This is a genomic window from Nocardioides caricicola (assembly GCF_039541135.1).
Lineage (GTDB): Bacteria > Actinomycetota > Actinomycetes > Propionibacteriales > Nocardioidaceae > Nocardioides > Nocardioides caricicola.
In genome coordinates this window covers 911,948-934,832 of record NZ_BAABFQ010000003.1, presented here as the reverse complement: position 1 = coordinate 934,832, position 22,885 = coordinate 911,948, and the positions used below count along the sequence as shown (strand labels likewise).

Below are 22,885 nucleotides of genomic sequence, written 5' to 3'. Positions count from 1 at the left end.
GGCGGCCATGTACTCACGGTGGCTGGCGGTCACGGCCCTCTCGTACGCCGTCGTCCACCACCTCGGCCTGCTGCCGGAGGGTCTCGGCGACGGGCCGGACCAGACCCGGTGGGCGGACTGGATCGACCTCCTCGTCCCGTGGGCGGTGCTCGTCCCCGCCGCCTTCACGATGCGGGACGCGCCCGCGACCCAGCGCGCCTGGCTGTGGTTCGGCGCCGGGTCGGTCCTGTACCTCACCGGACACGGCATCCACCTCGCCGCGAACTCCATCTACAACGCGCACCCGAGCGACACCGCCCACCTCTGGGACGAGGTCGTCGGTCACGCCATCTGGTACGCCGGCGCCGCGCTGATCCTGGCCGCGCTGGCCCTGACGATGCTCGGCCGGCCGCGACCCGCGCCGGTCGGCTACCTGCTCGCGATCGCTGCCGGACTCACCTGGGCCACGAACATGCTCGGTGGCGGGCCGATCGTCCTCGGCCTGGTGGTAGCGGTCGCGGCCTGCGCCTTCGGGTGGATGCGACGTGCCGAGCTGGGCGTCGTGCTGCTCGTGGGATTCGCGCCGGCCGTCCCCGTGGTGCTTCTCGGGGTCTACGCGGGCTGAAGGAAGTCGAGCACGACGGCCGTGAACCGCTCGGGCTCGGCCGCGTGCACGAGGTGCCCCGCCTCGATCGTCGCCATCTGCGCCTTCGGGATCCGGCGCACGATCTCCTCGACCCGCTCGCGCGGCATCGGGCTCGGTGCGCCGCCGTACACGACGAGCGTCTCCGCGGTGATCCGCCCGAGCCCGTCGAGCCAGGCGGGGTCCGGGTCGTCGATCTGGCGGCGGACGGCGAGCACCATGTCCCAGTCGAACGCGAGCTCGCCGTCCGGGCGCTCCGGCGGCGGCACCGACCGGGGGAGCGGCGCGGTCACGTCCTCGAGCACCAGCCTGGCGACGCGGTCCGGCGCGTGCTGGGCGACGAGGTGGGCGACGAAGCCGCCGAGCGAGTGGCCGATCAGGTCGATCCGGTCGAGGTCGAGCGCGTCGAGCAGCGCGAGCACGTCGTCGCGCATCAGCTCGAGCGAGTACTCGCCCGGGTGGTCGCTCGCACCGTGCCCGCGCAGGTCGACGGCCAGCACCCGCCAGTGCTCGGCCAGGGCCGGGACGATCGGGTCCCAGTCCGCCGCGTCCTTGCCGAGGGCGTGGAGCAGCACGAGCGGCGGGCCGTCCGCCGGCCCGGCGGTGCGGACCTCGAGGTCGATGCCGTTCGCTGTGATCTGCACGCGGCTACCGTAATCGGCATGCGCCAGGCCCGGATCGAGGACGTGCACGCGCTCGCGCTCGCGATGCCGCACGTGACCGTGCACGACCCGGAGAAGGCGAACCCCGTCTATCAGGTCGGCGGCAAGTCGTTCATCTTCTTCCGCAATCCACGGCCGGACGCGTTCGACCCCGAGACCGGGGAGCGGTACGACGACGTCATCGTCTTCTGGGTCGCCGAGGAGCAGGACAAGGAGGCCCTCGTGCTCGACGAGTCGACGCCGTTCTTCACGACCCCGCACTTCAACGGCCACAAGTCGGTCCTGCTGCGCGGCAGCCGGATCGGGGAGCTGTCGTACGACGAGCTCGCCGAGGTCGTCCAGGACGCCTGGTTGTCGCGTGCCTCCACTGCCCGTGGTCGCGCCTGGCTGTCGTCGCGGACTGACTAGTCCTCACCGATCCCGCGTGCGTGCAACGCGTCGCCGGTCTCCTGAGCGCGGGCGACCACGCGGATCACGAACGGCGTGAGGTACGACCGCGGGTGCCGGCCGAGGCCACGCGCCCGGGCCGCGTCGCGGGTCTCGTAGGCGAGCGCGATGGTGCCGGGGAGGGCTTGGATCGCGAGGCCGATGGTGAGAGCCACCCGGTCCGGGTCGACGCCGACGCGCCGCAGCGGCGTGATCCAGCGGATGAACGCGTCGAGCATCTCGTTGACCGGCGTCGTCGCGCTGACGACGACGGCAGCCAGCGACAGGGCGAGCAGGTCGACGACCGTCTCGATCGCCTTGTCCGGCCCGCTCCAGAACCACTGCAGCGCCGCGATGAAGACTGCCATCAGCAGCACCAGGCGGGCGGCCCGCAGCAGGGTCGCCAGCCGGATCTGCGCGAGCAGGGCGATCAGCAGGGCGACCGCCAGGAAGACCCAGGACGCGGGCATGCTGCGCACGAGCACGATCGCCAGGCTGAACCCGGCGAGCCCGCCCAGCTTCACCCCGACCGGCAACCGGTGCAGGATCGAGCTCCCGGGCTGGTAGACGCCGACGAGGTCGGTGGCGCTCATGCGACCGACGCCAGGTAGTCGGCGACGGCGGCCTCCGCTGGGCCGTCGAAGCGGACGCGGGCGTCCTCGACCACGATCACGCGGTCGCAGCGGCGCGCCTGCTCGAGGTCGTGGGTCACCAGCACCAGCTGCTGCTCCAACCCGAACAGCAGGTCGGCGACCCGGCGTGTGTTCGCGAGGTCGAGCAGCGTCGTGGGCTCGTCGGCCACCACGATCGCGGGGTCGGTGGCGAGCACACCGGCCAGCGCGAGCAGCTGGCGCTGCCCGCCGGAGATCGCATGCACGCTGACGTCGGCGCGGTGCTCGAGGCCGAACCGCTCCAGGACTTCGAGTGCCCGGGCACGGCGCTCCGACGCCTTCTTGACCGTACGCCGCAGCGACAGCTCGACGTCCTCGACACAGGTCGGCATCACCAGCTGCGCGGCCGGGTCGGTGAAGCAGAACCCGACCTTGCGGCGTACGGCGGCTCCCTGCTTCGCCACGTCCAGGCCGTCGACCAGGACCTGCCCCGTCGTCGCGGTCACGAGCCCGTTGATCATCCGTGCCAGGGTCGACTTCCCGGACCCGTTGGCGCCGATCACGCCGATCCGGTGCTCGGTCAGCTCGAGCGTCGTGGGCTCGAGGAGGACCTTGTCGCCGGTCGGGGTCGAGACGCTGACCCCCGCGGCTGCGAACGTGATCAGCGTCGGCTCAGCAGCCATGGGAAGGCGCGGTGCACCTCGGCCGCGACCAGCGCGACCAGGGTGGTCTTCAGCAGGTCGCCGATCCAGTACGGCGTGTCGTAGGTGAACGCCTCGTGCCAGGAGACGTCGAAGTACAGCTTCATGCCGATGATGCCGAGCGGGTGGATCACGAGGACGCTGCCGGCCAGGGAGCAGAAGAAGACGTAGACGGCGCGGGTGCGGTTCTCTCGCGCGACGTACTTCACCAGGAACCCGGCGAGCGCGGCGGCGAACGGGAACGCGATCAGGTAGCCGGCGCTGGCGCTGCTGAAGACGCCCAAGCCGGAGGAGTGGTCGGCGAAGACCGGCAGCCCGATCGCGCCGAGCAGCAGGTACAGCGACACCGCGAGGAACCCGCGGGCCGGGCCGAGCACGCAGCCGGCGAGCATGACGCCGAACGTCTGCAGGGTGATCGGGATCCCGGAGCCACCGGTGGGGATGCCGCCGATGTAGGCGCAGGCCGAGATCAGCGCCGCGAACGAGGCGATCAGCGCGAGGTCGGTCGTCGTCTTGTTACGCCGCTTCGCCGGTGCCTCGGTCGAGGTGGGGGTGGTCTCTGCCATGGCCATGATTGTTCCTTCGCCGTCCGTCTCGGGGAACACCTGAACGCTGGTCAGGTGAACGGCGTTCAGGTTAGGGTTCGGACTCTCGACAGGTCAACGGTGACCGGGCAGTACGAAGGGTGTGACATGCGTTACCGCCGCACGGACGTGGTCGACCAGGCGCTCGGCGTCCTCGACACCTACGGCCTCGCCGACCTCACCATGCGCCGCCTCGGCGCGGAGCTCGGTGTGCAGCCGAGCGCGCTCTACCACCACTTCGCGAACAAGCAGCTGCTGCTCGCCGCGGTCGCCGACGAGATCCTCGCCCGCGGCGCGCGCGGGCAGCGCCCGGACCCGTGGCACGAGCGCGTGGTCTCGATCTGCTCGGGACTGCGCGACGCGATGCTCGCCTACCGCGACGGCGCCGAGCTGGTCGCGACGGCGTACTCCTTCGGCCTCGGCGCGCGGACGCCGTACGACGAGCTCACGGCTGCGCTCGCCGACGGCGGCCTCGACCCAGCGCTGGTGCCGACCGCGGCCCGCACGCTGCTGCACTTCGTGTTCGGTCACGTGACCGACGAGCAGACCCACCTGCAGGCCGGCAGTGCCGGCGCCCTCGAGGACGATCCCCGCACGGAGTCCGACTTCGCGGTCGGTCTGGGGATCGTCCTCGACGGCATCCGCGTGCGCGTCGCGGACCGGTCAGGAATCGAGAAGCGCCGCCGCTGAGCAGTTCCTAGCGTGGTGGTCATGACCACGACCCAGAAGACCAAGCAGACCGAGGGATTCAGCCAGGCCGAGCGCGATGCGATGAAGGCGCGTGCCGAGGAGCTGCGCGCCGAGGGCAAGAAGGGGGCGAAGAAGGCCGACGACCTCCAGAACCAGCTCGACAAGATCGCCGAGATGCCCGACGAGGACCGGGTCCTGGCCGAGCGCATCCACGCGATCGTGACCGCGGTGGCGCCCGAGCTCGACCCGAAGACGTGGTACGGGATGCCGGCGTACTGCCGCGACGGCAAGGCGATCATCTTCTTCAAGCCGGCCTCGAAGTTCGGCAACCGCTACTCGAACCTCGGCTTCAACGACGGCGCCCACCTCGACGACGGGACCATGTGGCCGACGGAGTACGCCATCACGACCCTGACGGACGCCGACGCCGAGAGGATCGAGGAGCTGGTCCGCAGGGCTGCCGGCTGACCCGGGAAATGTTCCTCGGGCTCTCGACCGGGAGCGCCCGCCGCGTGACGATGGTCAGGTGGCGCAGGAGCCAACGCGACCCGACGGTCTGCCACTGTCGGTCTATCTAGCGGTGCGGAGACGACATCCCACACTGCCGGCGGTCCGCGTGCGCAAGCAGACCCTGAGCGCGCTGAGCCACGCCCTCGAGGACGAGATCGCCGCGCGTTGTGATCACCCGGTCCTGTTCGGCGGCTTCCAGCAGGTGCGGCACCTGACGATCCCCCTGCCGCGGTGGCAGGAGCTCGCGCGTCGCGCGAGGTCCGTGGTCGTCTTCGTGGAGGAGCCGGCGGACGGCGCTCCGACACCGGACACCGGTGTGCGCGTGCTGCGCACACCCACGGACGCCCCGGTGCGATGGGAGTGGATCGTCGTGGCGGCCGACCCGGGATTCGGGGTCGCCTTGGTTGCGTGGGAGATCCCCGGCCAGGAAGCCATCCGCGACCGGGACCGGGCCTTCGAGCTGGTCTGGAGCCTGGAGCCCGGGCCGGTCGAGGTGGCGACCCGGACGTGCGCGCTGATCGCCGCGCACGCCGGACTGCCCGAGGCTGACGAGCTCGTCCCCGCGACACCGACCCATGACGTCGACCTCCGCACCGCCTCCGAGGTGTTCTCCCGGGTGTTGGCCCGGGTCGACGCGACGAGGTCGACCTAGGCGGTGTCGACGACCGCGCCGTGCAGCTCCGCGAGCAGCACCGCGCCACCGAGGTCGAGCCGGGTGTCGTGCAACCGCGCCGCGGACAGGTCCACGCCGTCGAGCATCGCGCCGCGCAGGTCGGCGTCGGCGAGGTTCGCGTCGCGCAGGGTGGCGCCACCGAGCCGGGCGCCGCGCAGCGACGTGCCGGTGAGGTCGGCCATCGACAGGTCGGCCTCGCGCAGGTCGAGGTCGGCGAGCTCGAGGCGCGCGAGGTTGGCGCCGCGGAGCGTCACGCCGCGCCACTGCCCGCCGCGCACCGAGATCGGGCGCAGCGTGCACTCGGCGAACACCGAGCCGTTCAGCTTGCAGCCGTCGAACATCGCGTCGAAGAAGCTGCAGCGCCGGAAGTCGCAGGCCACGAACGCCGACGCGACGTGGGTCGACGAGTTGAAGCGGCAGTTGTGGAAGGTGCAGCTCTCGAACGTCGCTCCCCGCGTGACGACCTCGCTGAGGTCGACGTCGACGAACGTCACTCCGGAGTACGACGCCGCGCCGAGGTCGTCGCCGTACCAGTCGAGGTCGCGCAGCTCCGCGGCGTCAGACATCGACGGTGCCGCCACTGCGCCAGTAGACACCGGCCTCGCGGTCCAAGAAGCCGTTCTCGACCAGGTAGCGCCGCAGCGCGGCGTGGTCGGGGTGGATCCGGCCGAGCACCAGGTTCACCTCCGCCTCCGCGTAGCGCTGCCCGGGCTCGAAGACCTGCGCGACGTGGTCGAGCACCACGAGCAGCTTGGCGCGCTTCGACGGGATCGTGTGCAACCGGCCCTCGGCGTCGAGGAACCGCGACAGCACGTCGCTCATCGCCGCCTCGGGGTGAGGTCGAGCAGCTTGCGGGGCCAGACCGCGGTGGACAGGCCACCGCCGACCGCGCGCTGCTCGAAGTGCAGGTGGCAGCCGTCGGGTGCCCCGCTGTCGTTAGCGCGCGCGAACATGGTGCCGGCGCGCACCACCTGGCCCTCGCGGACGTAGACCTTCTCGGTGTGCCCGATGACCAGGTCGAAGTGCCGCTTGCGGTTGCGCAGCAGCACCGGGTTCACGCCGTACGCCGAGCCGAGCGAGTCGTTCGAGACCACACGCGCGCGGAACCGCGCGTAGAGCGGCGTCCCGCACTCCATCGCGATGTCCAGGCCGTGGTGGAAGCCGCGGCCGTCGCTGCACCGCGGGTCGGGGGAGTAGTACGGCGCGGAGGTGCAGCCGAACGGGATCATGATCCGGTGCCCGCCGTGGAACCACGGCGAGGTGTAGCGGGTCTTGTCCTTCGTGTAGAACACCCACCGCGGGTCGCCTCCCGCACCGGCCGCCGGCGCCAGGCCGAGCACGAGCAGGACGGCGATGATCAGCGCACCGAGACGTCGCATGGACCACAACCTAACGTCCAGGACGCGATCGCGCGGGTCCGGTGCGGCTCGTACCACGCGAGGTCGACCCGCTCGGCGCGGCACGTGGCGGGCAGCGCGGCGCCGATCAGCGCCAGCGTCGACTCGGCGGTGACCTCGGCGGTCGCCAGGTCGAGCGTCAGGTGCGGGACCGGCTCGAACGTCCCGCCGTACGGCGGGAACTCGGGGAACTCCGCGACCAGTCGCGCGGTCAGGTCGCGGAAGGCCTCGTCCGGCTCGGGGCGCAGGTGCAGGATGCCGTCGGCGAACCGGCCGACCACGGGCTTCAGCACGAACGTGAACGGCTCGGTCGCAGCGGCGACGGCGGCCACCCGTCGCGCGACGTCCTCGGTGAGCGTCGGGGCGAACGGCCCGAGCGCCGTGACGTGCGCGTGGGTGTAGGCCGGGTCGGAGGAGAGGTACGACGCGTCGTGGTGGATCGTCCGCGCCCGCACGAACTCCTCGAGCTGCGGCACCGGGACCTGCAGGACCGAGTGCCCAGTCCCAGCTGGGTTCACAGGCTGAACTCGCCCGGAGCGAGACTGCGCAGCACGCAGAACTCGTTGTCCTCCGGGTCGAGCATGACCGTCCACGACTGGTTCTCCGCGCGCGGCAGGTCGGCCCGGCGCGCGCCGAGCGACTCCATCCGCGCCACCTCCTCGGCGTGCGTGCAGTCGACCGGCGAGATGTCGAGGTGCAGGCGGTTCTTGGCCGACTTGCCCTCGGGCACCTGGATGAAGATCAGCGACGGGTCGGCCGGGCCGCGCCGGAACGCCTCGACCAGCTCGGCGTCGGGGACCTTCGAGGGCGCGATCTCGACGACCTGCTCCTCGGCGTCGACGACGACGTACCCGAGGGCCGCGCACCAGAACTCGGCGAGGGCGGCGGGGTCGGCACAGTCGAACGCGATCTCGGTCAGTCGGGAGGTCATGCGACCGGATTATGCAGCGTCCCCGCGTAGATCAGCGACTGGCTTTGGTCGGCGATGTCCACCATCTCCACGGTGTTGCGCAGCTGCAGCCGGTTCAGGCACGAGTGCCGGAACTCCGCGCGGTGGAAGTCGTACGTCGCCACCGCTTCGGCGAGCTCCGGGTGCTCCTCGGCGTGCTCGCGCAGGCAGCGCGCGACCTCGGCCCAGAACGCGTCCTGGTCGAGCACGCCGTCGGTGTGCAGGATCGCGGCGAGGTGCCGCAGCACCCCGTCGAACACGTCGGTGTGCAGCGCGAGGGCGCGCACGTCCGGCTCGACGTCCGCGCGGATCCGCTCGACCTCCTCCGGCACCGGCCGGCGGCCGTCCATCACGCAGACCTCCTCGCCGATGTCCTTCATCAGCGCGCGCACCGGCACCTGGTCACGCAGCACGAGGATGAGGTTCTCGCCGTGCGGCATGAACGCCAGGTCGTGCGCGAGCAGGCAGTGCACGATCGGCCGCACGTAGCAGCTCAGGTACGCCCGCACCCAGGCCGCGGGGTCCAGGGGCGACGCGGTGATCATCGCGGCGGCCAGCGACCGGCCGTCGTCGTCGCGGTGCAGCAGCGCGGCCATCGTGACCAGCCGCTCAGCCTCCCCGGCCCGCGGAGCCGGGCTCTCGCGCCACAGCGCCGCGATCATCTTCTGGTACGGCGAGCGCACCCCGGCCCGGTGGTACGCGTCTCCGGTGAAGCCGATCGCGGCGTGCTCGCGCAGCACCGAGAACCCGCACTCCTGCAGGGTCGGGTCGGACGACACCAGGTCGTGGACCCACGCGTTGATCGCCGGCGTGGCCGCCATGTAGCGCGGCGACAGCCCGCGCATGAACCCCATGTTCTGGATCGACAGCGCGGTCTTCACGAACGGCTGCTCGGGCCGGGTCACGTTGGCGAACGTGCGGATCGACTGCTGCGCGCGGTACTCGTCGGCGCTCTCGCCGAGGTGCACCAGGTCTCCGCGCGCCAGCTCGGGTGCGAACGTGATCGCGATCTTGTTCCGCCACTGCCACGGGTGCACGGGGATGAGGAGGTACTCCTCCGGGTCCAGGCCCGCGTCCAGCAGCACCCGCGTGTCCTGGACGCTCGGGTCGCCCGAGAGGTGGGTGTGCTCGCGCCGCGCCGCCAGCCAGTGCAGCCGCACGGTGCTGCCGGTCTCCGGGGCGTAGGCCGCGTAGTCGTCGGCGCCGAACCCGACGCGCCCGTTGTTCGCGACGAACCCGGGGTGCCCCTCGGTCATCGCGGCCTCCACGGTCTGGTGGTCGGCGGTGAGCAGGTCGTCGACGCTCGCGGTGGAGTGCGTCAGCTTCCAGCACGCCGCCGCCAGGGTCGCGGCGACCTCCTCCAGGTAGGTCGGCAGCAGCGGGTCCGGGATACCGAGCACCTCGGCGAGCTCCACGACGAGCTCCTGCGCGTCGAGCGGCGCGGGCTGGTCCTTGACCGACCGCTCGAGCGACGCGGGCTCGACGGCCCAGTGGTCGAGGGCGAGCCGGCTGGCGCGGAACGAGTACGTCGTGTCGCCCGCCGGCGTCGTCAGGAGCCACCGGTCCCCATCGGGTGCCGGTGACAGAAGGCGCTCGTGCGCGAACTCCGCGATCGCCTTGGCCACCAGGTGCCGCTGCGCACGCTCGAGGTTCTCGGGGGTCAGGTGGTCACGATCCAGGACGGACAAGGTCGCCTCCTTGGTGGGCAGGGTGATGGTGCGCAGCTCCCGGAACCCGAACGCCCGGTTGAGCGCGCGGATCTTGTCGTTGCGGGAGTCCGGCTCCACGACGACCCGGCGTACGGACGCGTCGGCGAAGCAGTGGTCGAGCACGGCCCGGAAGACCGTGCGGGTGTAGCCGCGCACCGGCTGCTCGGGCGGGGCGACCAGCACGTGCATCCCGAGGTCGCCGGGGCGCAGCTCGGGCAGGCCGCCCAGCTCGGAGTGGAACGGGTCGTAGGTCTCGGCGAGGAACGCCGGCACCCCGTCGACCCGGCCGAGCCAGGCGTGGTGGTGCGGGCTGTCCTCGACGAGGCGGTACTCGCGCTCGACGTCGGCGGGCGTCGCACCCTGCATCTGCCAGAACGCCGAGCGTGGGTGGGTGACCCACGCGTGCACGAGGGCGAGGTGCGCATCCAGGTCGAGGGGCTCGATCGTCGTCCTCATCGCGGTGCCCCGAACGTCTGGACGGCGATCCGCTTCTCGATCGGGTACACCTCGCGGCCGGTCAGCGCCGCCAGGATCACCGAGTTGCGGTAGGCGCCCATGCCGAGGTCGGGCGCGACCAGGCCGTGGGTGTGCTCCTCGGCGTTCTGCACGAAGATCTCGCTGCCGTGGACGTCGACGGCGTACTGCGCTGAGACCGCGAACCGTCCCTGCGAGTCCCACCGGATCCGGTCGCGGACCGGGTCGAGGAACGTCGGCACCGTGGCGGCGTACCCGGTCGCCAGGACCAGGCCCTGGGTGGTGAGCGTGAACTCGTCGCCGGTCTCGTCGTGGCGGCAGGTCAGCTGGTCGCCGGAGCCGCCAGTCACCGTCGTGTTGGTCAGCAGCGTGGTGTGCGGTCCGTCGCCCTGCACGCGCAGCCGGTAGTGCAGGTCGAAGATCTCGTCGACCAGGTCGGCGCTGATGCCCTTGTAGAGCGAGCGCTGGTCCCGGACCAGCCGGTCGCGCGTGGGCTCGGGCAGCCCGTGGAAGTACGACGCGTACTCCGGCGACGTCATCTCGAGGGTGAGCTTGGTGTACTCCATCGGGAAGAACCGCGGGCTGCGGGTGAGCCAGGTCAACCGGTAGCCGTGCTGGGGACTCTCCAGCAGCAGGTCGCGGTAGATCTCGGCCGCGCTCTGCCCGCTGCCGACGATCGTGATCGAGTCGAGCCGCTGCAGCTCGGCCTTGTGGTCGAGGTACTCCGACGAGTGGATCCCCAGGCCCTGCAGGGGTTCCGGCACCCGCGGCGTCGTGCCGACCCCGAGCACGAGCTTCCGGGCGCGGTGGGTGTCGGTGGCGGTGCGCACGACGTACGCCGCCCCGTCGTGCTCGACCGCGGTCACCCGCTGGCCGAACCGCACGGAGCCGAGACGAGCGGCCGCCCAGCGGCAGTAGTCGTCGTACTCACGGCGGAGCGGGTAGAACGACTCGCGGATGTAGAACGGGTAGAGGTTGCCGGTCTCCTTGAGGTAGCTCAGGAACGACCAGCGCGAGGCCGGGTCGGCCATCGTGACCAGGTCGGCCAGGAACGGCACCTGGAGCGTGGCGTCGTCGAGCATCATCCCGGGGTGCCAGGAGAAGTCGTCGCGGGCCTCGAGGAACAGGCCGTCGAGGTCGTCGACCGGGTCGGCGAGGCAGGCCAGGCCGAGGTTGAACGGGCCGAGGCCGATGCCGACGACGTCGTGGACCCGGCTCATGCGACCGCCTCCTGCAGCCGGTCGCCCGCCTCGACGACGGCACCGACGATCGCGAGGACGTCGTCGCGGGTCGCCATCGGGTTGAGCAGCGTGAGCTTCAGCCAGCGGCGCCCGTCGGTGCGGGTGGCCGCGACCATCGCCCGGCCGCTCGCGTAGAGCCGCTCCCGGATCTCGGGGAGCAGCCGCTCGGCGTCTGCCTCGGTGAGGCCGGCCGGTCGGAAGACGATCGTGCTCAGCTGCGGCGTCGCGGCGAGCTCGACCGCCGGGTCGGCGTCGAGCGCGGCGCCGACCTGCGCGGCGAGGTCGACCACCGCGTCGACGTACTCGCCGATCCGGTCGGGTCCCATCACGCGCAGCGTCATCCAGAGCTTGAGCGCATCGAAGCGGCGGGTCGTCTGCAGGCTCTTGTCGACCTGGTTGGGGTGCGCGGCGTCGTGGGGGTTGAGGTAGTCGGCGTGCCACGTGACGTGCCGCAGGTCGCGCCCGTCGCGCACGACGAGCGCGCTCGCGGACACCGGCTGGAACCAGGTCTTGTGGTAGTCGATGGTGACCGAGTCGGCTCGGTCAACGCCGTGCAGGAGGTGCCGGCGGGTAGGGGAGACCAGCAGGCCGCCGCCGTACGCCGCATCGACGTGCAGCCAGGCGCCGTACCCCTCGCAGAGCGCGGCGACCTCGGGGAGCGGGTCGATCGCGCCGAAGTCGGTCGTGCCCGCGGTCGCGACGACCGCCATCGGCACGTCGCCGGCGTCGGCGATGAGCGCGAGCGCGCGCCCGAGGGCGCCGACGTCCATCCGGCGGTCGCCGTCGGTGGGCACGGTCACCACGGCGGCGTCGCCGAGCCCGAGCAGCCGCGCGGACTTCTGGACGCTGAAGTGGCTGTCGCGGCTGGCCACGATCCGCAGGGTGCGCAGGTCGGCGCCGGCGGCGACCGCTCGGTCGCGGGCCAGGTGCAGCGCCTGCAGGTTGGACTGGGTTCCGCCGCTGGTGAAGACCCCGTCGGCGTCCGGACCGAAGCCGACGCGGTCCGCGGTCCAGCGGACCAGGTGCCGCTCGACGAACGTCGCGCCGACGCTCTGGTCGAACGTGTCCAGGCTGGAGTTCACCGCGCTCACGAACACCTCGGCGAGCAGCGCGGGGATCACGACCGGGCAGTTGAGGTGGGCGGCGTAGGACGGCTCGTGGAACCAGATCGCGTCGTCGAGGTAGACGCTGCTGACCTCGGCCAGCGCCGCCGCGACGTCCCCGAGCGGGCGGTCGAGGTCGATGTCGACCACGGCCTTCGCGGCCTGCTCCGGCAGCACGCCGGTGGCCGGCCCCGAGACGCGGCGGAGGGTGTCGGCGAGGTGGTCGACGCCGGTGCGCATGGTCGCGACGTACTGCTCGACGTGGTCGGGGTGGAGCAGGTGCTCGAGCCCCGTGCGGGCAGGGGAGATGGACACCGTTCATCCTTCCGAGAATGGGATTTAGGTAAGGCTTACCTAAGTCACTCTCGGTCGGATGTGCAAGCCCGGATCCGGGATGCGGGATCTCTGCTCCACGGCTCGGGTGCTGACGGATTCCCCGGTGGGCCGGGGAAACCTGACGTTCTCGGCCGAAACTTCACCCCAGAAGGTCAGGGATTGGCCCAACAGTCCGTCAGTGGGCGGCCAGGTGCTCCCGCCGCAGCTCGGCCAGGCGCGCGCGGAGCTCGGGGTCGCGCATCACCTCGGCCACCAGCGCGCAGTCCGCCGGGCCGGTTGCCCCGGGCACGCACAACGAGCACGCGTCGCCGATGCGGATCGGGCACTGGGCGTCGGGTCTGGCCATGGCTCCACGCTAGGTCGGCCGCTCCGTCCGCCGTAGGGGCGAAGGTCACTCGGCCCGCCGGCGGCGGTGGCGCCCGACGAGGTTTGCCCCGGGCCGGGCTCGGGGACGAGGTCCTCGTGAGGGTGTGGCAGGAGTGGCGAGGTCCGCGGCAGAGCTGGTCACGCACGACCAAGGTGGCGTCCTGGGTGGCGGCGCTGGTGCTCGTGCTCGCCTGGGTGACGCTGATCGACCACCTCCGCTAGCTGGGTGGTGGCGCGGTCCCGACCGACAACCGGCTCGCACCATCCACCGCCAGCAGCCGCTCGCACTCGGCGAGCAGCGCGGCCCGCAGCGGCGCGCCGCGATCGGCGAACCCGCGCTGCGCCTCGGCGTACTCCGCCTTGCCGGCGGCGGTCTCGACCTTGATGGGGGAGAAGCCTAGGTCCTCGAGGTCGTACGGCGCCGCGCGCATGTCGAGCTCGCGGATGTCGCGCGCGAGCTCGAAGCAGTCGGCCACCAGGTCGGAGCAGATCATCGGGGTGAGCCGGAAGGCGTGCTTGTAGAGGTCCATGCCGGCGTGCAGGCAGCCGGGCTGCTCGAAGTCCGGGCGATCGGCAGACGTAGGTCGCAACGTGTTGAGCGGCAGCGCCGCCGGCGTGAAGAAGCGGTAGGCGTCGAAGTGCGAGCAGGCGATCCGATGCGACTCGACGACCTCGTCGGTGCCGGCCGGTCCCAATCGGAGCGGCCAGTCGTGGCGAGTGTCGGAGGTCCGGTAGACCATCGCCCACTCGTGCATCCCGAAGCAGCCGAAGTTCGCGGCCCGCCCGGCGGTCGCGGCCAGCCAGCGGTGCAGCGTCTCGAGCAGCACCCGCTGAGAGGAGACGTACGACGCGGTGACCGCGCCCCCGGAGTAGCCCTTGAGCCCGTCGTACTCCGGGGCGTCGAGCAGCGTGACGCCGTAGCCGGGGTGCCACCGGCGCAGCTGCGCGGGGCGATGGGAGTAGTACGTGAACAGGAAGTCGTGCACGGGGTGCTTCACGCGCGACTCGCGGCGCGCGAGGTGCGGGGCGACGAACGCGTCGACCCGGGCGGCGTGCGCGTGGGCGCTCGCCTGCCAGGCGTCCCGGGTCAGCTCCTCCACGGGACGATCGTAGGAAGGTTTTTACGGACCCCTTGCATCCGATGAAGGTGTGACGTCGGTTACCTTTCGGTAGTGAAGGTTCTCCAGGGCCCCCTCGTCGCGCTCACCAGTCTGCTGATGCTCGTTCCGGCCGCCTCGGCCATGGCCGCCCCTCAGACCGCGGCACCCGCGAAGTCGGCCGCCGCGCCGGCGTACGACGTGACCATCGAGATCACCGAGCACGGGATCCCGCACATCACCTCGGACACGTTCGAGGGCATGGCGTACGGCGCCGGCTGGGCCACGATGTCCGCGGCGACCTGCAACCTCATGGACACGATCCTGACCGCGCGCGGCGAGCGCTCGAAGTACCTCGGCCCGGAGGCGACGTACGAGGACAACGTGGGTGGGAAGGGCACGAACCTGCAGTGGGACACCCTGGTCACCGACCTCCACGACCGCCAGGTGGTCGAGAAGCTGCTCGAGGACGAGGTCGCCGGGCCGACCGATCGCGCCGAGGCGATGGTCGTCGCCGAGACCGCGGCCTTCAACCGCTGGCTCACCGAGAACGAGATCACCGACCCCGCGTGCGCGGACGCCGAGTGGATCAAGCCCGACATCACCACCACCGACGTCTGGTACGCCTTCTACCTGGCGCAGCTGATCTCCTCGACCAGCCGCCTGCTGCCGCAGATCACCACCGCGACACCGCCGACCGCGAACACGCCGGCCGCCAAGCCCACGGCTCGTGGCTGGAAGGCCTTCCAGGAGCAGGACTTCGGCTCGAACGCCACCGCCGTCGGCGGTGACGACACCTCCACCGGTCGCGGCATGATCCTCGGCAACCCGCACTTCCCGTGGCTCGGGCGCTACCGGTTCACGCAGATGCACCTGACGGTGCCGGGCGAGTTCAACGCCGCGGGCGGCGCGCTCACCGGCTTCCCGGCGATCAACATCGGCTTCAACCGCCGGGTCGCCTGGAGCCACACGGTCTCGACGGGCTACCGCTTCACGCCGTACCAGTACCCGACGGCGGGCACGCCGACCAGCTACAAGACCGCGACCGGCACCGCGGAGCTCGACCGGCGCGACGTGGAGGTCGAGGTCAAGACCGCCGACGGCGTCGAGACCGTGACCCGGACGCTGTGGCGCACCCCGCAGGGCTACGTGCTCTCCGCGCCGAGCCTGTTCATGCCGTGGTCGGCCACCAGCTTCTGGGCGATCCGCGACGCCAACGCCGAGCACCTGCGCACGTTCGACACGTTCCTGTCGATGGGCATGGCGTCGTCGGTGCGCGACCTGCTGCAGCGGCAGGACCGGGGTGGTGGCATGCCGTGGGTCAACACGATCGCCGCGGACCGCAAGGGCGACGTCGTGTACGCCGACCACTCGGTCGTCCCGCACGTCACCGACGAGATGGCGGAGCGCTGCATGACCGGTGTCGGCCGCCTCATCTTCGCCTCGGCCGGCCTGCCCGGCCTCGACGGCACCCGCGCCACCACCGACTGCAGGTGGGGCACGGACAAGGACGCGCAGCGGCCCGGCATCCTCGGGCCGCAGCACCTGCCGGAGACGTTCCGTCGCGACTGGGTGATGAACGCCAACGACTCCTACTGGGCGCCCAACGACAAGGTCCGGCTCACCGGCTACCCGCGGATCATCGGCTGCGAGGCCGGCGATGTCGGCTGCGACCGCACGATGCGGACCAAGGTCGTCATGGCCTACGTGCGCGACCAGCTGAAGCAGGGCAAGGAGACCCCGGAGACCTTGGCCTCGCACCAGTACGCCAACCGCGTGTACGCCGCCGAGGTCGCGCGCCAGGGCGGTCGCCTCGACCAGGTCTGCGCCGCCACGGACGAGACCGACGCCTGCCAGGTCCTGCGGGACTGGGACGGCCGCTCGGACGCGACGTCGAACGCCGGTGCCGCGATCTTCCAGGAGTTCGTGCAGGTCGCGGATGCCCGCGACCTGAAGATCTGGGCGGTCCCGTACGACTTCAGGAAGCCGTTCACGACGCCGAACACCCTGTCGACCGCCCAGCCGGTCGTCGACGCGATGGCCGCGGCGATCGCGAAGGTGGAGGACAAGGGACTCGGCAAGTCGTACGGCGAGCTCCACTACTCAGGTGACCGCGGCTCGGAGAAGTGGCCGCTCGGCGGTGGCCTGGGCGACCTGTCCGGAGACGCGAACGCCGTCAGCAGCGCCACGGGCGACCGCGTCCTCGACCCGGTGACCCGCGGGTCGTCGTACATCCAGACGATCGCGTTCACCGGCAAGAAGGGCCTCAACGCCCGCACGATCCTCACGTACAGCCAGTACGAGGACCCGACCTCGCCCTGGTCGGACGACCAGACCCGACTGTTCAGCAAGGAGAAGTGGGTGCGCCTTCCCTGGACCGCCAAGCAGGTCGAGGCCCACCTGGTCGACACCATCCACCTGGTCGGCTAGCACTGGCGAGTCGATAGGCTCGCCAGGTGCGTATCGCGAGATTCACCACTGGCGAGGACCCCCTGTACGGCGTGGTCACCGGCGACCTCGACGAGTTCGGCCAGCCCGAACCCGACAGCGTGGTGGTCGCGCTCGCCGGCGACCCGCTCTACGTCGGCGTCAAGCTGCTCGACGAGGAGCACCGGCTCGAGGACGTCCGCCTCCTCGCGCCGGTGCTCCCGCGCAGCAAGGTCGTCGGCATCGGCCGCAACTACGCGGCCCACGCCGCGGAGATGGGCAACGACCTCCCGACCGAGCCGCTGATGTTCCTCAAGCCGAACACCAGCGTGGTCGGGCCGGGCGACGCGATCTACTACCCGCCGCAGACGCAGAACCTGCACTTCGAGGGCGAGCTCGCCGTCGTGATCGGCCGGATCTGCCGCGACGTGCCCGCGGAGCAGGCGACCGACGTGATCTACGGCTACACGATCGCGAACGACGTGACCGCCCGCGACCTGCAGAAGAGCGACGTGCAGTTCACGCGCGCCAAGGGCTTCGACTCGTTCTGCCCGCTCGGGCCGTGGATCGAGACCGACCTCGACCCGCACGACTTCGCCGAGGGCCGCCGTCTGCAGACGCACCTCAACGGCGAGCTCAAGCAGGACGGGTCGACCCAGGACCTGATCTTCGACATCCCGACGCTGATCGCGCACATCTCCAGCGTGATGACGCTGCTGCCCGGCGACGTGATCCTCACCGGCACCCCCGAGGGTGTCGGCCCCATGGAGGTCGGTGACGAGGTCGAGATCTCGATCGCCGGCCTCGGCACCCTCACGAACAAGGTGGCACTGCGTTGAGCAACGTCCGCGTCCGCTTCTGCCCGTCCCCGACCGGGTCGCCCCACGTCGGCCTGGTGCGCACGGCGCTCTTCAACTGGGCGTTCGCCCGCCACCACGGCGGCACGATCGTCTTCCGGATGGAGGACACCGACAAGGAGCGCAGCACCCAGGAGTCGTACGACGCGATCCTCGACCTGTGGCGCTGGCTCGGTCTGGACTGGGACGAGGGCATCGAGGTCGGCGGCCCGCACGGCCCCTACCGGCAGAGCGAGCGCGGCGACATCTACCGCGACGTCCTCGCCCGGCTGCGCGACTCGTCGTACACCTACGACTGCTTCTGCACCAACGAGGAGGTCGACGCGCGGCGCAAGGCGTCGGGCTCCAAGGTGATGGGGTACGACGGGTTCTGCCGCGACCTCGACCCCGCCCAGCGCGCGGCGTGGGAGGCCGAGGGCCGCAGGCCGATCGTGCGCTTCCGGATGCCCGGCGGCTCGATCACCTGGAACGACCTGGTCCGTGGCGACATCACCTTCGAGACCGAGAACGTGCCCGACTACGCCCTCTCGCGGGCCAACGGCGACCCGCTCTACACGCTGGTGAATCCGGTCGACGACGCGCTCATGGGCATCACGCACGTGCTGCGCGGCGAGGACCTGCTCTCGAGCACGCCGCGCCAGCTCGCGCTGTTCGACGCCCTCGTCGAGCTCGGCGTCGCGTCCGGCGTGCCGGAGTACGGCCACCTGCCGTACGTCATGGGCCAGGGCAACAAGAAGCTGTCCAAGCGCGACCCCGAGGCGCACGCGCTGGCCTACCGCGACCAGGGCTTCCTGCCCGAGGGCCTGCTCAACTACCTGGCCCTGCTGGGCTGGGCGATCGCCGCGGACCGCGACATCTTCACGATGGACGAGATGGTGGCGGCGTTCGACATCAGGGACGTGAACCCCAACCCGGCCCGCTTCGACCTGAAGAAGGCCGAGGCCATCAACGCCTCGCACATGCGGCTGCTCTCCGTCGAGGAGATCACCGACCGGGTGCTGCCGTTCCTCAAGGACGCCGGCGTCGTGTCCGACCCGGTCACCGACGCGGACGCGCAGCTCCTCGAGCTGGCGATGCCGCTGGTCGCCGAGCGGATCAACAAGCTCTCCGAGGCCGCCGACATGCTGGCCTTCCTGTTCGTCGACGAGGCCGCGTTCACCCGCGACGAGGCGGACGTCGAGAAGCTGCTGAACGACGACGGCCGGGCCGTGGTGACCCGGGCGCTGGCCAAGCTCGAGACCGTCGACACCTGGTCGACGGCGTCGATCCAGGAGGCCCTGCAGGCCGAGCTGGTCGACGCGATGGGGCTCAAGCCGCGCAACGCGTTCGGTCCGGTCCGTGTGGCCGTCACCGGACGTCGGGTGTCGCCGCCGCTGTTCGAGTCCATGGAGCTGCTGGGTCGCGAGCGCAGCCTCGGCCGGCTGCAGAGCGCGCTGGCCTGACGTGTCCGACCTGCCCGGGCTCCCGTACCACCTGATCCACCGGGGCGGCCGGCCCGGCTGGTGGCGACCGCTCCTCGGCGTGCTCGCGCTGATCGCGGCGTTCGTGGTGTTCGTCCCGCTGCTGCTGCAGGTCCCGTTCGCGCTCGGCCTCTCGCTGGCCGGCCGCGACGTCTCGGACGGGATGGAGGAGCTGCTCGACTTCGACGACCCGACGCCGCTGGGGCTTGCGTACCTCAACATCACGATCGCCTGCGCGATCCTCGTCACCTGGCTGATCAGCCGGGTGCTGCACGGCCTCCGCCCGGGCTGGCTGGCGTCGGTGGCGCCGCGGCTGCGGTGGGGCTGGCTGGTGACCTGCTTCGGGGTGTCGATCGTCGCGCTGTTCGCGACGCTGGTGGTCTCCGCGCTGCTGCCACAGCAGAGCGAGGGCACCGAGATCAGCACCACCGTCAACGACTTCACCGAGACCACCCGCAACTTCCTGCTGGTCGTGCTGCTGCTGACCCCGCTGCAGGCGGCGGGGGAGGAGTACGCCTTCCGCGGCTACCTCACCCAGGCGTTCGGCGGCCTGTTCGGCCGGGAGTGGGCCGCGGTGCTGTTCCCGGCGATCCTGTTCGCGGTCGCGCACGGCTCGCAGAGCGCGCCGATCTTCTTCGACCGGTTCGCGTTCGGCCTCGTCGCCGGCGTGCTCGTCGTCCGGACCGGCGGGCTCGAGGCGGGCATCGCCATGCACGTGCTCAACAACTGGCTGGCGTTCGGGATCGCCCTCGCGTTCGGCGACATGGCGTCGTCGCTGAACCCGAGCGGCGGCAGCTGGTGGTCGATCCCGGTGACGCTCACGCAGTCGCTCGGCTACCTGTTCCTGGTGCTCTGGATCGCCCGCCACCGCGGGCTCAGGACGACCACCGCGACGCCCCGGGAGCAGGGCGTTTTGGTCGGCCAAAGCGATGCCGTGTAAGGTTTCCCCGGTTCGTTCCGGTCGCCCGGAACGGTGTCACCATTGGGATATGGTGTAATTGGCAGCACGACTGATTCTGGTTCAGTTAGTCTAGGTTCGAGTCCTGGTATCCCAGCGAAATCGTCGCCCACGGGCGGCGATTTTGAACGAGACAAGCGCTTCGGCTAAAGTTTCGCTCGCTGTTCGAGGCCGGGAAACCGGGCAAGAACGACAGGCTCCGTTCGTCTAGTGGCCTAGGACGTCGCCCTCTCACGGCGGTAACACGGGTTCAAATCCCGTACGGAGTACACATCACAGCAGGGCCCGGACGAGAGTCCGGGCCCTGCTGCTTTTTCTGTGCCTGTAGCGGAACGACGCGGGCCTTCTGGAGATTCGAACCACGCGTGAGCGGGTACGTCCTCGGCATCAGTGTTCCGGGGGCGGAGAACAGGGAGATTCACTGTGGTCATCGGACTGGGCATCGTCTTGATCGTGCTCGGGCTCGTCCTCGTGCTGGACGTGGTCGACATCGACACCTCGGCGGTCGACACCGGCACCTTGGGCTGGATCCTGCTCGTCGCAGGTGTCCTCGCCATCATCGTGTCGCTGGTCGTCAACCAGCAGCGGACCCGGTCGACGACCGTGGTCGAGAGCCGCCGCGACAGCCTGCCGCCGCGGTAGCCGGAACGGGGACGGGAGTGGACAGCCCCCTGCAGCAGACGAAGCAGCCGGACGGGGCCGCGGGAGTGCTCGGCGACCGCTACCGTCTCGGCGACCTGCTGGGGCGCGGCGGGATGGCGGACGTGTTCCGAGGCACCGACCAGGTGCTCGACCGGCCGGTGGCGGTGAAGGTCCTGCGCGACGGCGCCGACGTCGGCGCCGACCGGGCCCGGTTCACCGGCGAGGCGCGGACCCTGGCCCGGCTCTCGCACCGGGGGCTGGTCACCGTCCTCGACGCCGGGATCACCGACGACTGCACGGCCGACCGGCCGTTCCTCGTGATGGAGCTGGTGGAGGGGCCCACGCTCGCGGCGCTGGTCGCCGACGGCCCGCTCGACCTGGAGCGGGTGGCGGCGATCGGGTCCCAGGTCGCGGAGGCCCTCGCCTACGCGCACGAGCGCGGGGTCGTGCACCGCGACGTGAAGCCGGGCAACGTGCTGCTCGGCGACGGCGACCGCGTCAAGCTCGCCGACTTCGGCATCGCCCGGCTGATCGGTGACACCGTCCGGCACACGCGGACCGGCCAGGCCATCGGGACGGCGGCGTACCTCGCGCCGGAGCAGGTCACCGGGCGTGAGGTCGACGGCGCGACGGACGTGTACGCCCTCGGCCTGGTGCTGCTCGAGGCGATCACCGGGGTCCGCGCCTACCCGGGCACGCCGACCGAGGCGGCCATCGCGCGGCTCACGCGCCAGCCCGACGTGCCCGACGACCTCCCCGCGAACTGGCGCGACCTCCTCGTGGCCATGACCGCACTCGAGCCGGCCGACCGGCCCTCGGCGTCCGCGGTCGCCGCCCTCCTCCGCGACGCACCCGCGGCGGACCGCACCCGAGTGGCGCCCGCCGTCGCTCCGCCCCCCGAACCGGCGTGGCGGGCGTGGGTCCGGCAGCGGCCGGCGCACCAGTGGGGCGCCACCGGCGCGGTGTTCGCGCTGCTGGTCCTGCTGCTGGTGACGGCACTCGTGTCCGGTGGCGCCGAGGCCGGGAACGACATCCCGCCGGACACGCCCACCGAGCTCCAGCAGCCGCTCCGCGACCTCCACGAGGCGGTGGAGGGATGAGGGCGCGCCTGCTCCTGGCCGGGCTCGTCGCCGCGGCGGTCGTCGCAGGCTGCGGACAGGAGCCCGGCCCGGCCGACTCCGTCCCGGGGCTGACGCGCGACCTCGACCGCGTGGACGCGGCCATCGCGGCCGGGGACTACGACGCGGCGCGGACCGCGCTCGCCGCGCTCGCGGACCGCGCTGGCCGGTTGGACGACGACCAGGAGGCCGAGGTCGTCGCGGCCGCCGAGGCGCTCGCCGCGCAGCTCCCCGAGCCCGCCGAGTCGCCCACCCCCACGCCCACCGCTACGCCGACACCCGAGGCCCCCGAAGAGTCCGAGGACTCCGAGGACTCCGCCCCCGAGGCGGAGGAGCAACCGGAGCCCGAGAAGTCGAAGCCGGGGAAGAAGCCCAAGCCGGGGAAGAAGCCCCACCCGCACGGGAAGCACTAGGCCAGGGTCACCCCGCGAGGTGCTCGGCCAGCAGCGCGGCCGCGGGGCCGACGTGGTGCCCGAGGCGCAGGCACCGCTCGGGGGCCAGGTCCTGGAAGCCGCCGCCCACCGCGACCAGCACGTCGGGGGCCCGCTCCTCCAGGGCCGCGACGGTCTCGGCGAGGGCGGTCGCGTCCCGCTCCATCGGCACCGCGAGGACGGCGGCCGCGGCCGAGCGGGTGAGGACCGCGGTGACCCAGTCGTCGACGGGCACGTCGGCGCCGAGGTAGGTGGTCGCCAGCCCTGCTCGACGGGCCGCGGTCGCGAACGACATCAGCCCGAGGTCGTGCCGCGCGCCCGGCGGCAGCCCGACGACGATCCGCGGACCGACGGGGCCCTCGCCCGCGGCTTCGTACGCCGCCGCGAGCCGGCGCACGACGCACCCGGCGACGAGGTGCTCGCCGGCCACCGAGATCCGTCCGGCCTCCCAGCCGAGGCCGACCTCGCGCAGCGAGGGGAGCAACCAGTCGTCGACGACCGACTCGAACGACGCGTTGTTGAACCGGTGGTCGAGCACGGCGGTCAGGGTCGCGAGGTCGAACTCCTCGGCGCCCTGGACGAGCGCGCGGTCGAACGACGGCGCGGTCTCGTCCACCATCGTCGCCGTCCGGCGCAGCACCTCAGCGGCCGCGGACTTCACCGACCAGCCCTCGGCGACCAGCGTGTTCATCGCGGTCAGCGCGCGCACCGCCTGCTCGTCGTACAACCGGTAGCCGGACTCGCTGCGGTGCGCCGTGCCCACGCCGTAGCGCCGCTCCCAGGCGCGCAGCGTCGACTCACTCACGCCGACCTGCTCGGCGGCCCGCTTGATGGTGTACAT

28 protein-coding genes and 2 tRNA genes are annotated in these 22,885 nt (G+C 71.5%); 15 read left to right on the top strand and 15 right to left on the bottom strand.

Annotated features, from left to right (window positions below; translation table 11 throughout):
• Nucleotides 1–7 precede the first annotated feature (7 nt).
• Entirely contained in the window at nucleotides 8–604 is a 597-nt protein-coding gene (locus ABD875_RS06345) for a hypothetical protein (RefSeq protein ID WP_345172349.1), read from the top strand.
• Here ABD875_RS06345 and ABD875_RS06340 read toward each other — a convergent pair.
• On the bottom strand, nucleotides 592–1,266 hold the full coding sequence (locus ABD875_RS06340) for an alpha/beta fold hydrolase (protein WP_345172347.1): 675 nt from the start codon (nucleotides 1,264–1,266) through the stop codon (nucleotides 592–594). The two genes, ABD875_RS06345 and ABD875_RS06340, sit on opposite strands and share 13 nt — an antisense overlap.
• A gap of 18 nt (nucleotides 1,267–1,284) precedes the next feature.
• Between ABD875_RS06340 and ABD875_RS06335 the strand changes: the two genes are divergently transcribed.
• Nucleotides 1,285–1,692: an MmcQ/YjbR family DNA-binding protein gene (locus ABD875_RS06335; protein ID WP_345172345.1), complete on the top strand. Its 408-nt coding sequence runs from the start codon at nucleotides 1,285–1,287 to the stop codon at nucleotides 1,690–1,692.
• Here the strand turns inward: ABD875_RS06335 and ABD875_RS06330 are convergent.
• From ABD875_RS06330 to ABD875_RS06320, 3 genes are read right to left on the bottom strand one after another with little or no spacing between them, the layout of a single operon-like run.
• Nucleotides 1,689–2,303 carry an energy-coupling factor transporter transmembrane component T family protein gene (locus tag ABD875_RS06330; RefSeq protein WP_345172343.1) on the bottom strand — a complete coding sequence of 205 codons (615 nt, stop codon included), beginning with the start codon at nucleotides 2,301–2,303 and terminating at the stop codon, nucleotides 1,689–1,691. The two genes, ABD875_RS06335 and ABD875_RS06330, sit on opposite strands and share 4 nt — an antisense overlap.
• The gene (locus ABD875_RS06325; RefSeq protein WP_345172341.1) at nucleotides 2,300–3,004 is read right to left on the bottom strand and encodes an energy-coupling factor ABC transporter ATP-binding protein; all 705 of its coding nucleotides are present in this window, start codon (nucleotides 3,002–3,004) and stop codon (nucleotides 2,300–2,302) included. The genes ABD875_RS06330 and ABD875_RS06325 overlap by 4 nt, the downstream gene beginning before the upstream one ends.
• A complete protein-coding gene (locus ABD875_RS06320) occupies nucleotides 2,983–3,588 on the bottom strand; it encodes a biotin transporter BioY (protein WP_345172338.1) in 606 nt (201 codons plus the stop codon). The genes ABD875_RS06325 and ABD875_RS06320 overlap by 22 nt, the downstream gene beginning before the upstream one ends.
• A gap of 126 nt (nucleotides 3,589–3,714) precedes the next feature.
• Here ABD875_RS06320 and ABD875_RS06315 point away from each other — a divergent pair, with 126 nt between their 5' ends.
• From ABD875_RS06315 to ABD875_RS06305, 3 genes are read left to right on the top strand one after another with little or no spacing between them, the layout of a single operon-like run.
• A complete protein-coding gene (locus tag ABD875_RS06315) occupies nucleotides 3,715–4,296 on the top strand; it encodes a TetR/AcrR family transcriptional regulator C-terminal domain-containing protein (protein ID WP_345172336.1) in 582 nt (193 codons plus the stop codon).
• Nucleotides 4,297–4,317: 21 nt separating this feature from the next.
• A complete protein-coding gene (locus tag ABD875_RS06310) occupies nucleotides 4,318–4,764 on the top strand; it encodes an iron chaperone (protein ID WP_345172333.1) in 447 nt (148 codons plus the stop codon).
• Nucleotides 4,765–4,822: 58 nt separating this feature from the next.
• Complete coding sequence (locus ABD875_RS06305; RefSeq protein ID WP_345172331.1) at nucleotides 4,823–5,458, top strand: DICT sensory domain-containing protein; 636 nt, start codon at nucleotides 4,823–4,825, stop codon at nucleotides 5,456–5,458.
• On the opposite strand, the gene ABD875_RS06300 is transcribed toward ABD875_RS06305, so the two are convergent.
• The 9 genes from ABD875_RS06300 to ABD875_RS06260 all read right to left on the bottom strand — a co-directional run bounded on the left by ABD875_RS06300 (nucleotide 5,455) and on the right by ABD875_RS06260 (nucleotide 13,034).
• Entirely contained in the window at nucleotides 5,455–6,045 is a 591-nt protein-coding gene (locus ABD875_RS06300; protein ID WP_345172329.1) for a pentapeptide repeat-containing protein, read from the bottom strand. The two genes, ABD875_RS06305 and ABD875_RS06300, sit on opposite strands and share 4 nt — an antisense overlap.
• The gene (locus ABD875_RS06295; RefSeq protein ID WP_345172327.1) at nucleotides 6,038–6,301 is read right to left on the bottom strand and encodes a DUF2087 domain-containing protein; all 264 of its coding nucleotides are present in this window, start codon (nucleotides 6,299–6,301) and stop codon (nucleotides 6,038–6,040) included. The genes ABD875_RS06300 and ABD875_RS06295 overlap by 8 nt, the downstream gene beginning before the upstream one ends.
• Entirely contained in the window at nucleotides 6,298–6,858 is a 561-nt protein-coding gene (locus ABD875_RS06290) for a M23 family metallopeptidase (RefSeq protein ID WP_345172325.1), read from the bottom strand. The genes ABD875_RS06295 and ABD875_RS06290 overlap by 4 nt, the downstream gene beginning before the upstream one ends.
• Nucleotides 6,837–7,352, bottom strand: coding sequence for a 2'-5' RNA ligase family protein (locus ABD875_RS06285; protein WP_345172323.1), 516 nt, complete (start codon nucleotides 7,350–7,352; stop codon nucleotides 6,837–6,839). The genes ABD875_RS06290 and ABD875_RS06285 overlap by 22 nt, the downstream gene beginning before the upstream one ends.
• 38 nt (nucleotides 7,353–7,390) lie before the next feature.
• A complete protein-coding gene (locus ABD875_RS06280) occupies nucleotides 7,391–7,807 on the bottom strand; it encodes a VOC family protein (protein ID WP_345172321.1) in 417 nt (138 codons plus the stop codon).
• Entirely contained in the window at nucleotides 7,804–9,990 is a 2,187-nt protein-coding gene (locus ABD875_RS06275) for a GNAT family N-acetyltransferase (RefSeq protein ID WP_345172319.1), read from the bottom strand. Before ABD875_RS06275 ends, ABD875_RS06280 begins: the two co-directional genes overlap by 4 nt.
• Entirely contained in the window at nucleotides 9,987–11,228 is a 1,242-nt protein-coding gene (locus ABD875_RS06270; protein WP_345172317.1) for a lysine N(6)-hydroxylase/L-ornithine N(5)-oxygenase family protein, read from the bottom strand. Before ABD875_RS06270 ends, ABD875_RS06275 begins: the two co-directional genes overlap by 4 nt.
• Nucleotides 11,225–12,667 (bottom strand): pyridoxal phosphate-dependent decarboxylase family protein, encoded by a 1,443-nt coding sequence (locus ABD875_RS06265; RefSeq protein ID WP_345172315.1) that lies wholly within the window; start codon nucleotides 12,665–12,667, stop codon nucleotides 11,225–11,227. The genes ABD875_RS06270 and ABD875_RS06265 overlap by 4 nt, the downstream gene beginning before the upstream one ends.
• A gap of 196 nt (nucleotides 12,668–12,863) precedes the next feature.
• Nucleotides 12,864–13,034 carry a DUF6767 domain-containing protein gene (locus ABD875_RS06260; protein ID WP_345172313.1) on the bottom strand — a complete coding sequence of 57 codons (171 nt, stop codon included), beginning with the start codon at nucleotides 13,032–13,034 and terminating at the stop codon, nucleotides 12,864–12,866.
• Between the two features lie 116 nt (nucleotides 13,035–13,150).
• On the opposite strand from ABD875_RS06260, the gene ABD875_RS06255 reads away from it, so the two are divergent.
• Entirely contained in the window at nucleotides 13,151–13,276 is a 126-nt protein-coding gene (locus ABD875_RS06255) for a hypothetical protein (RefSeq protein WP_345172311.1), read from the top strand.
• Here ABD875_RS06255 and ABD875_RS06250 read toward each other — a convergent pair.
• On the bottom strand, nucleotides 13,273–14,154 hold the full coding sequence (locus tag ABD875_RS06250) for a 3-methyladenine DNA glycosylase (RefSeq protein WP_345172308.1): 882 nt from the start codon (nucleotides 14,152–14,154) through the stop codon (nucleotides 13,273–13,275). The two genes, ABD875_RS06255 and ABD875_RS06250, sit on opposite strands and share 4 nt — an antisense overlap.
• Nucleotides 14,155–14,226: 72 nt before the next feature.
• On the opposite strand from ABD875_RS06250, the gene ABD875_RS06245 reads away from it, so the two are divergent.
• The 9 genes from ABD875_RS06245 (at nucleotide 14,227) to ABD875_RS06205 (ending at nucleotide 22,026) form a co-directional block, all read left to right on the top strand.
• On the top strand, nucleotides 14,227–16,581 hold the full coding sequence (locus ABD875_RS06245; RefSeq protein WP_345172306.1) for a penicillin acylase family protein: 2,355 nt from the start codon (nucleotides 14,227–14,229) through the stop codon (nucleotides 16,579–16,581).
• A 26-nt stretch (nucleotides 16,582–16,607) separates the two neighbouring features.
• Nucleotides 16,608–17,417 carry a fumarylacetoacetate hydrolase family protein gene (locus ABD875_RS06240; RefSeq protein WP_345172304.1) on the top strand — a complete coding sequence of 270 codons (810 nt, stop codon included), beginning with the start codon at nucleotides 16,608–16,610 and terminating at the stop codon, nucleotides 17,415–17,417.
• Nucleotides 17,414–18,877: a glutamate--tRNA ligase gene (gene gltX, locus ABD875_RS06235; RefSeq protein WP_345172302.1), complete on the top strand. Its 1,464-nt coding sequence runs from the start codon at nucleotides 17,414–17,416 to the stop codon at nucleotides 18,875–18,877. Before ABD875_RS06240 ends, gltX begins: the two co-directional genes overlap by 4 nt.
• A gap of 1 nt (nucleotide 18,878) precedes the next feature.
• Nucleotides 18,879–19,835 carry a CPBP family intramembrane glutamic endopeptidase gene (locus tag ABD875_RS06230; protein ID WP_345172300.1) on the top strand — a complete coding sequence of 319 codons (957 nt, stop codon included), beginning with the start codon at nucleotides 18,879–18,881 and terminating at the stop codon, nucleotides 19,833–19,835.
• 43 nt (nucleotides 19,836–19,878) lie between these two features.
• Nucleotides 19,879–19,950, top strand: a tRNA-Gln gene (locus ABD875_RS06225).
• 99 nt (nucleotides 19,951–20,049) lie between these two features.
• Nucleotides 20,050–20,122: transfer RNA gene (locus ABD875_RS06220), tRNA-Glu, on the top strand.
• 154 nt (nucleotides 20,123–20,276) lie between these two features.
• Nucleotides 20,277–20,495, top strand: a complete 219-nt coding sequence (locus tag ABD875_RS06215; RefSeq protein WP_345172298.1) for a DUF6458 family protein — start codon at nucleotides 20,277–20,279, stop codon at nucleotides 20,493–20,495.
• Between the two features lie 17 nt (nucleotides 20,496–20,512).
• Nucleotides 20,513–21,595 carry a serine/threonine-protein kinase gene (locus tag ABD875_RS06210; protein WP_345172296.1) on the top strand — a complete coding sequence of 361 codons (1,083 nt, stop codon included), beginning with the start codon at nucleotides 20,513–20,515 and terminating at the stop codon, nucleotides 21,593–21,595.
• Nucleotides 21,592–22,026 carry a hypothetical protein gene (locus ABD875_RS06205; RefSeq protein WP_345172294.1) on the top strand — a complete coding sequence of 145 codons (435 nt, stop codon included), beginning with the start codon at nucleotides 21,592–21,594 and terminating at the stop codon, nucleotides 22,024–22,026. The genes ABD875_RS06210 and ABD875_RS06205 overlap by 4 nt, the downstream gene beginning before the upstream one ends.
• Before the next feature lie 7 nt (nucleotides 22,027–22,033).
• Here ABD875_RS06205 and ABD875_RS06200 read toward each other — a convergent pair whose 3' ends face one another.
• The gene (locus ABD875_RS06200; RefSeq protein WP_345172292.1) at nucleotides 22,034–22,885 is read right to left on the bottom strand and encodes a MerR family transcriptional regulator; all 852 of its coding nucleotides are present in this window, start codon (nucleotides 22,883–22,885) and stop codon (nucleotides 22,034–22,036) included.

Coding starts and splice junctions, on each gene's coding strand:
- ABD875_RS06345 (WP_345172349.1), top strand. CDS start 8: ATGTACTCACGGTGGCTGGCGGTCACGGCCCTCTCGTACGCCGTCGTC.
- ABD875_RS06335 (WP_345172345.1), top strand. CDS start 1,285: ATGCGCCAGGCCCGGATCGAGGACGTGCACGCGCTCGCGCTCGCGATG.
- ABD875_RS06330 (WP_345172343.1), bottom strand. CDS start 2,303: ATGAGCGCCACCGACCTCGTCGGCGTCTACCAGCCCGGGAGCTCGATC.
- ABD875_RS06325 (WP_345172341.1), bottom strand. CDS start 3,004: ATGGCTGCTGAGCCGACGCTGATCACGTTCGCAGCCGCGGGGGTCAGC.
- ABD875_RS06320 (WP_345172338.1), bottom strand. CDS start 3,588: ATGGCAGAGACCACCCCCACCTCGACCGAGGCACCGGCGAAGCGGCGT.
- ABD875_RS06315 (WP_345172336.1), top strand. CDS start 3,715: ATGCGTTACCGCCGCACGGACGTGGTCGACCAGGCGCTCGGCGTCCTC.
- ABD875_RS06310 (WP_345172333.1), top strand. CDS start 4,318: ATGACCACGACCCAGAAGACCAAGCAGACCGAGGGATTCAGCCAGGCC.
- ABD875_RS06300 (WP_345172329.1), bottom strand. CDS start 6,045: ATGTCTGACGCCGCGGAGCTGCGCGACCTCGACTGGTACGGCGACGAC.
- ABD875_RS06295 (WP_345172327.1), bottom strand. CDS start 6,301: ATGAGCGACGTGCTGTCGCGGTTCCTCGACGCCGAGGGCCGGTTGCAC.
- ABD875_RS06290 (WP_345172325.1), bottom strand. CDS start 6,858: ATGCGACGTCTCGGTGCGCTGATCATCGCCGTCCTGCTCGTGCTCGGC.
- ABD875_RS06280 (WP_345172321.1), bottom strand. CDS start 7,807: ATGACCTCCCGACTGACCGAGATCGCGTTCGACTGTGCCGACCCCGCC.
- ABD875_RS06275 (WP_345172319.1), bottom strand. CDS start 9,990: ATGAGGACGACGATCGAGCCCCTCGACCTGGATGCGCACCTCGCCCTC.
- ABD875_RS06270 (WP_345172317.1), bottom strand. CDS start 11,228: ATGAGCCGGGTCCACGACGTCGTCGGCATCGGCCTCGGCCCGTTCAAC.
- ABD875_RS06260 (WP_345172313.1), bottom strand. CDS start 13,034: ATGGCCAGACCCGACGCCCAGTGCCCGATCCGCATCGGCGACGCGTGC.
- ABD875_RS06205 (WP_345172294.1), top strand. CDS start 21,592: ATGAGGGCGCGCCTGCTCCTGGCCGGGCTCGTCGCCGCGGCGGTCGTC.
- ABD875_RS06200 (WP_345172292.1), bottom strand. CDS start 22,885: ATGTACACCATCAAGCGGGCCGCCGAGCAGGTCGGCGTGAGTGAGTCG.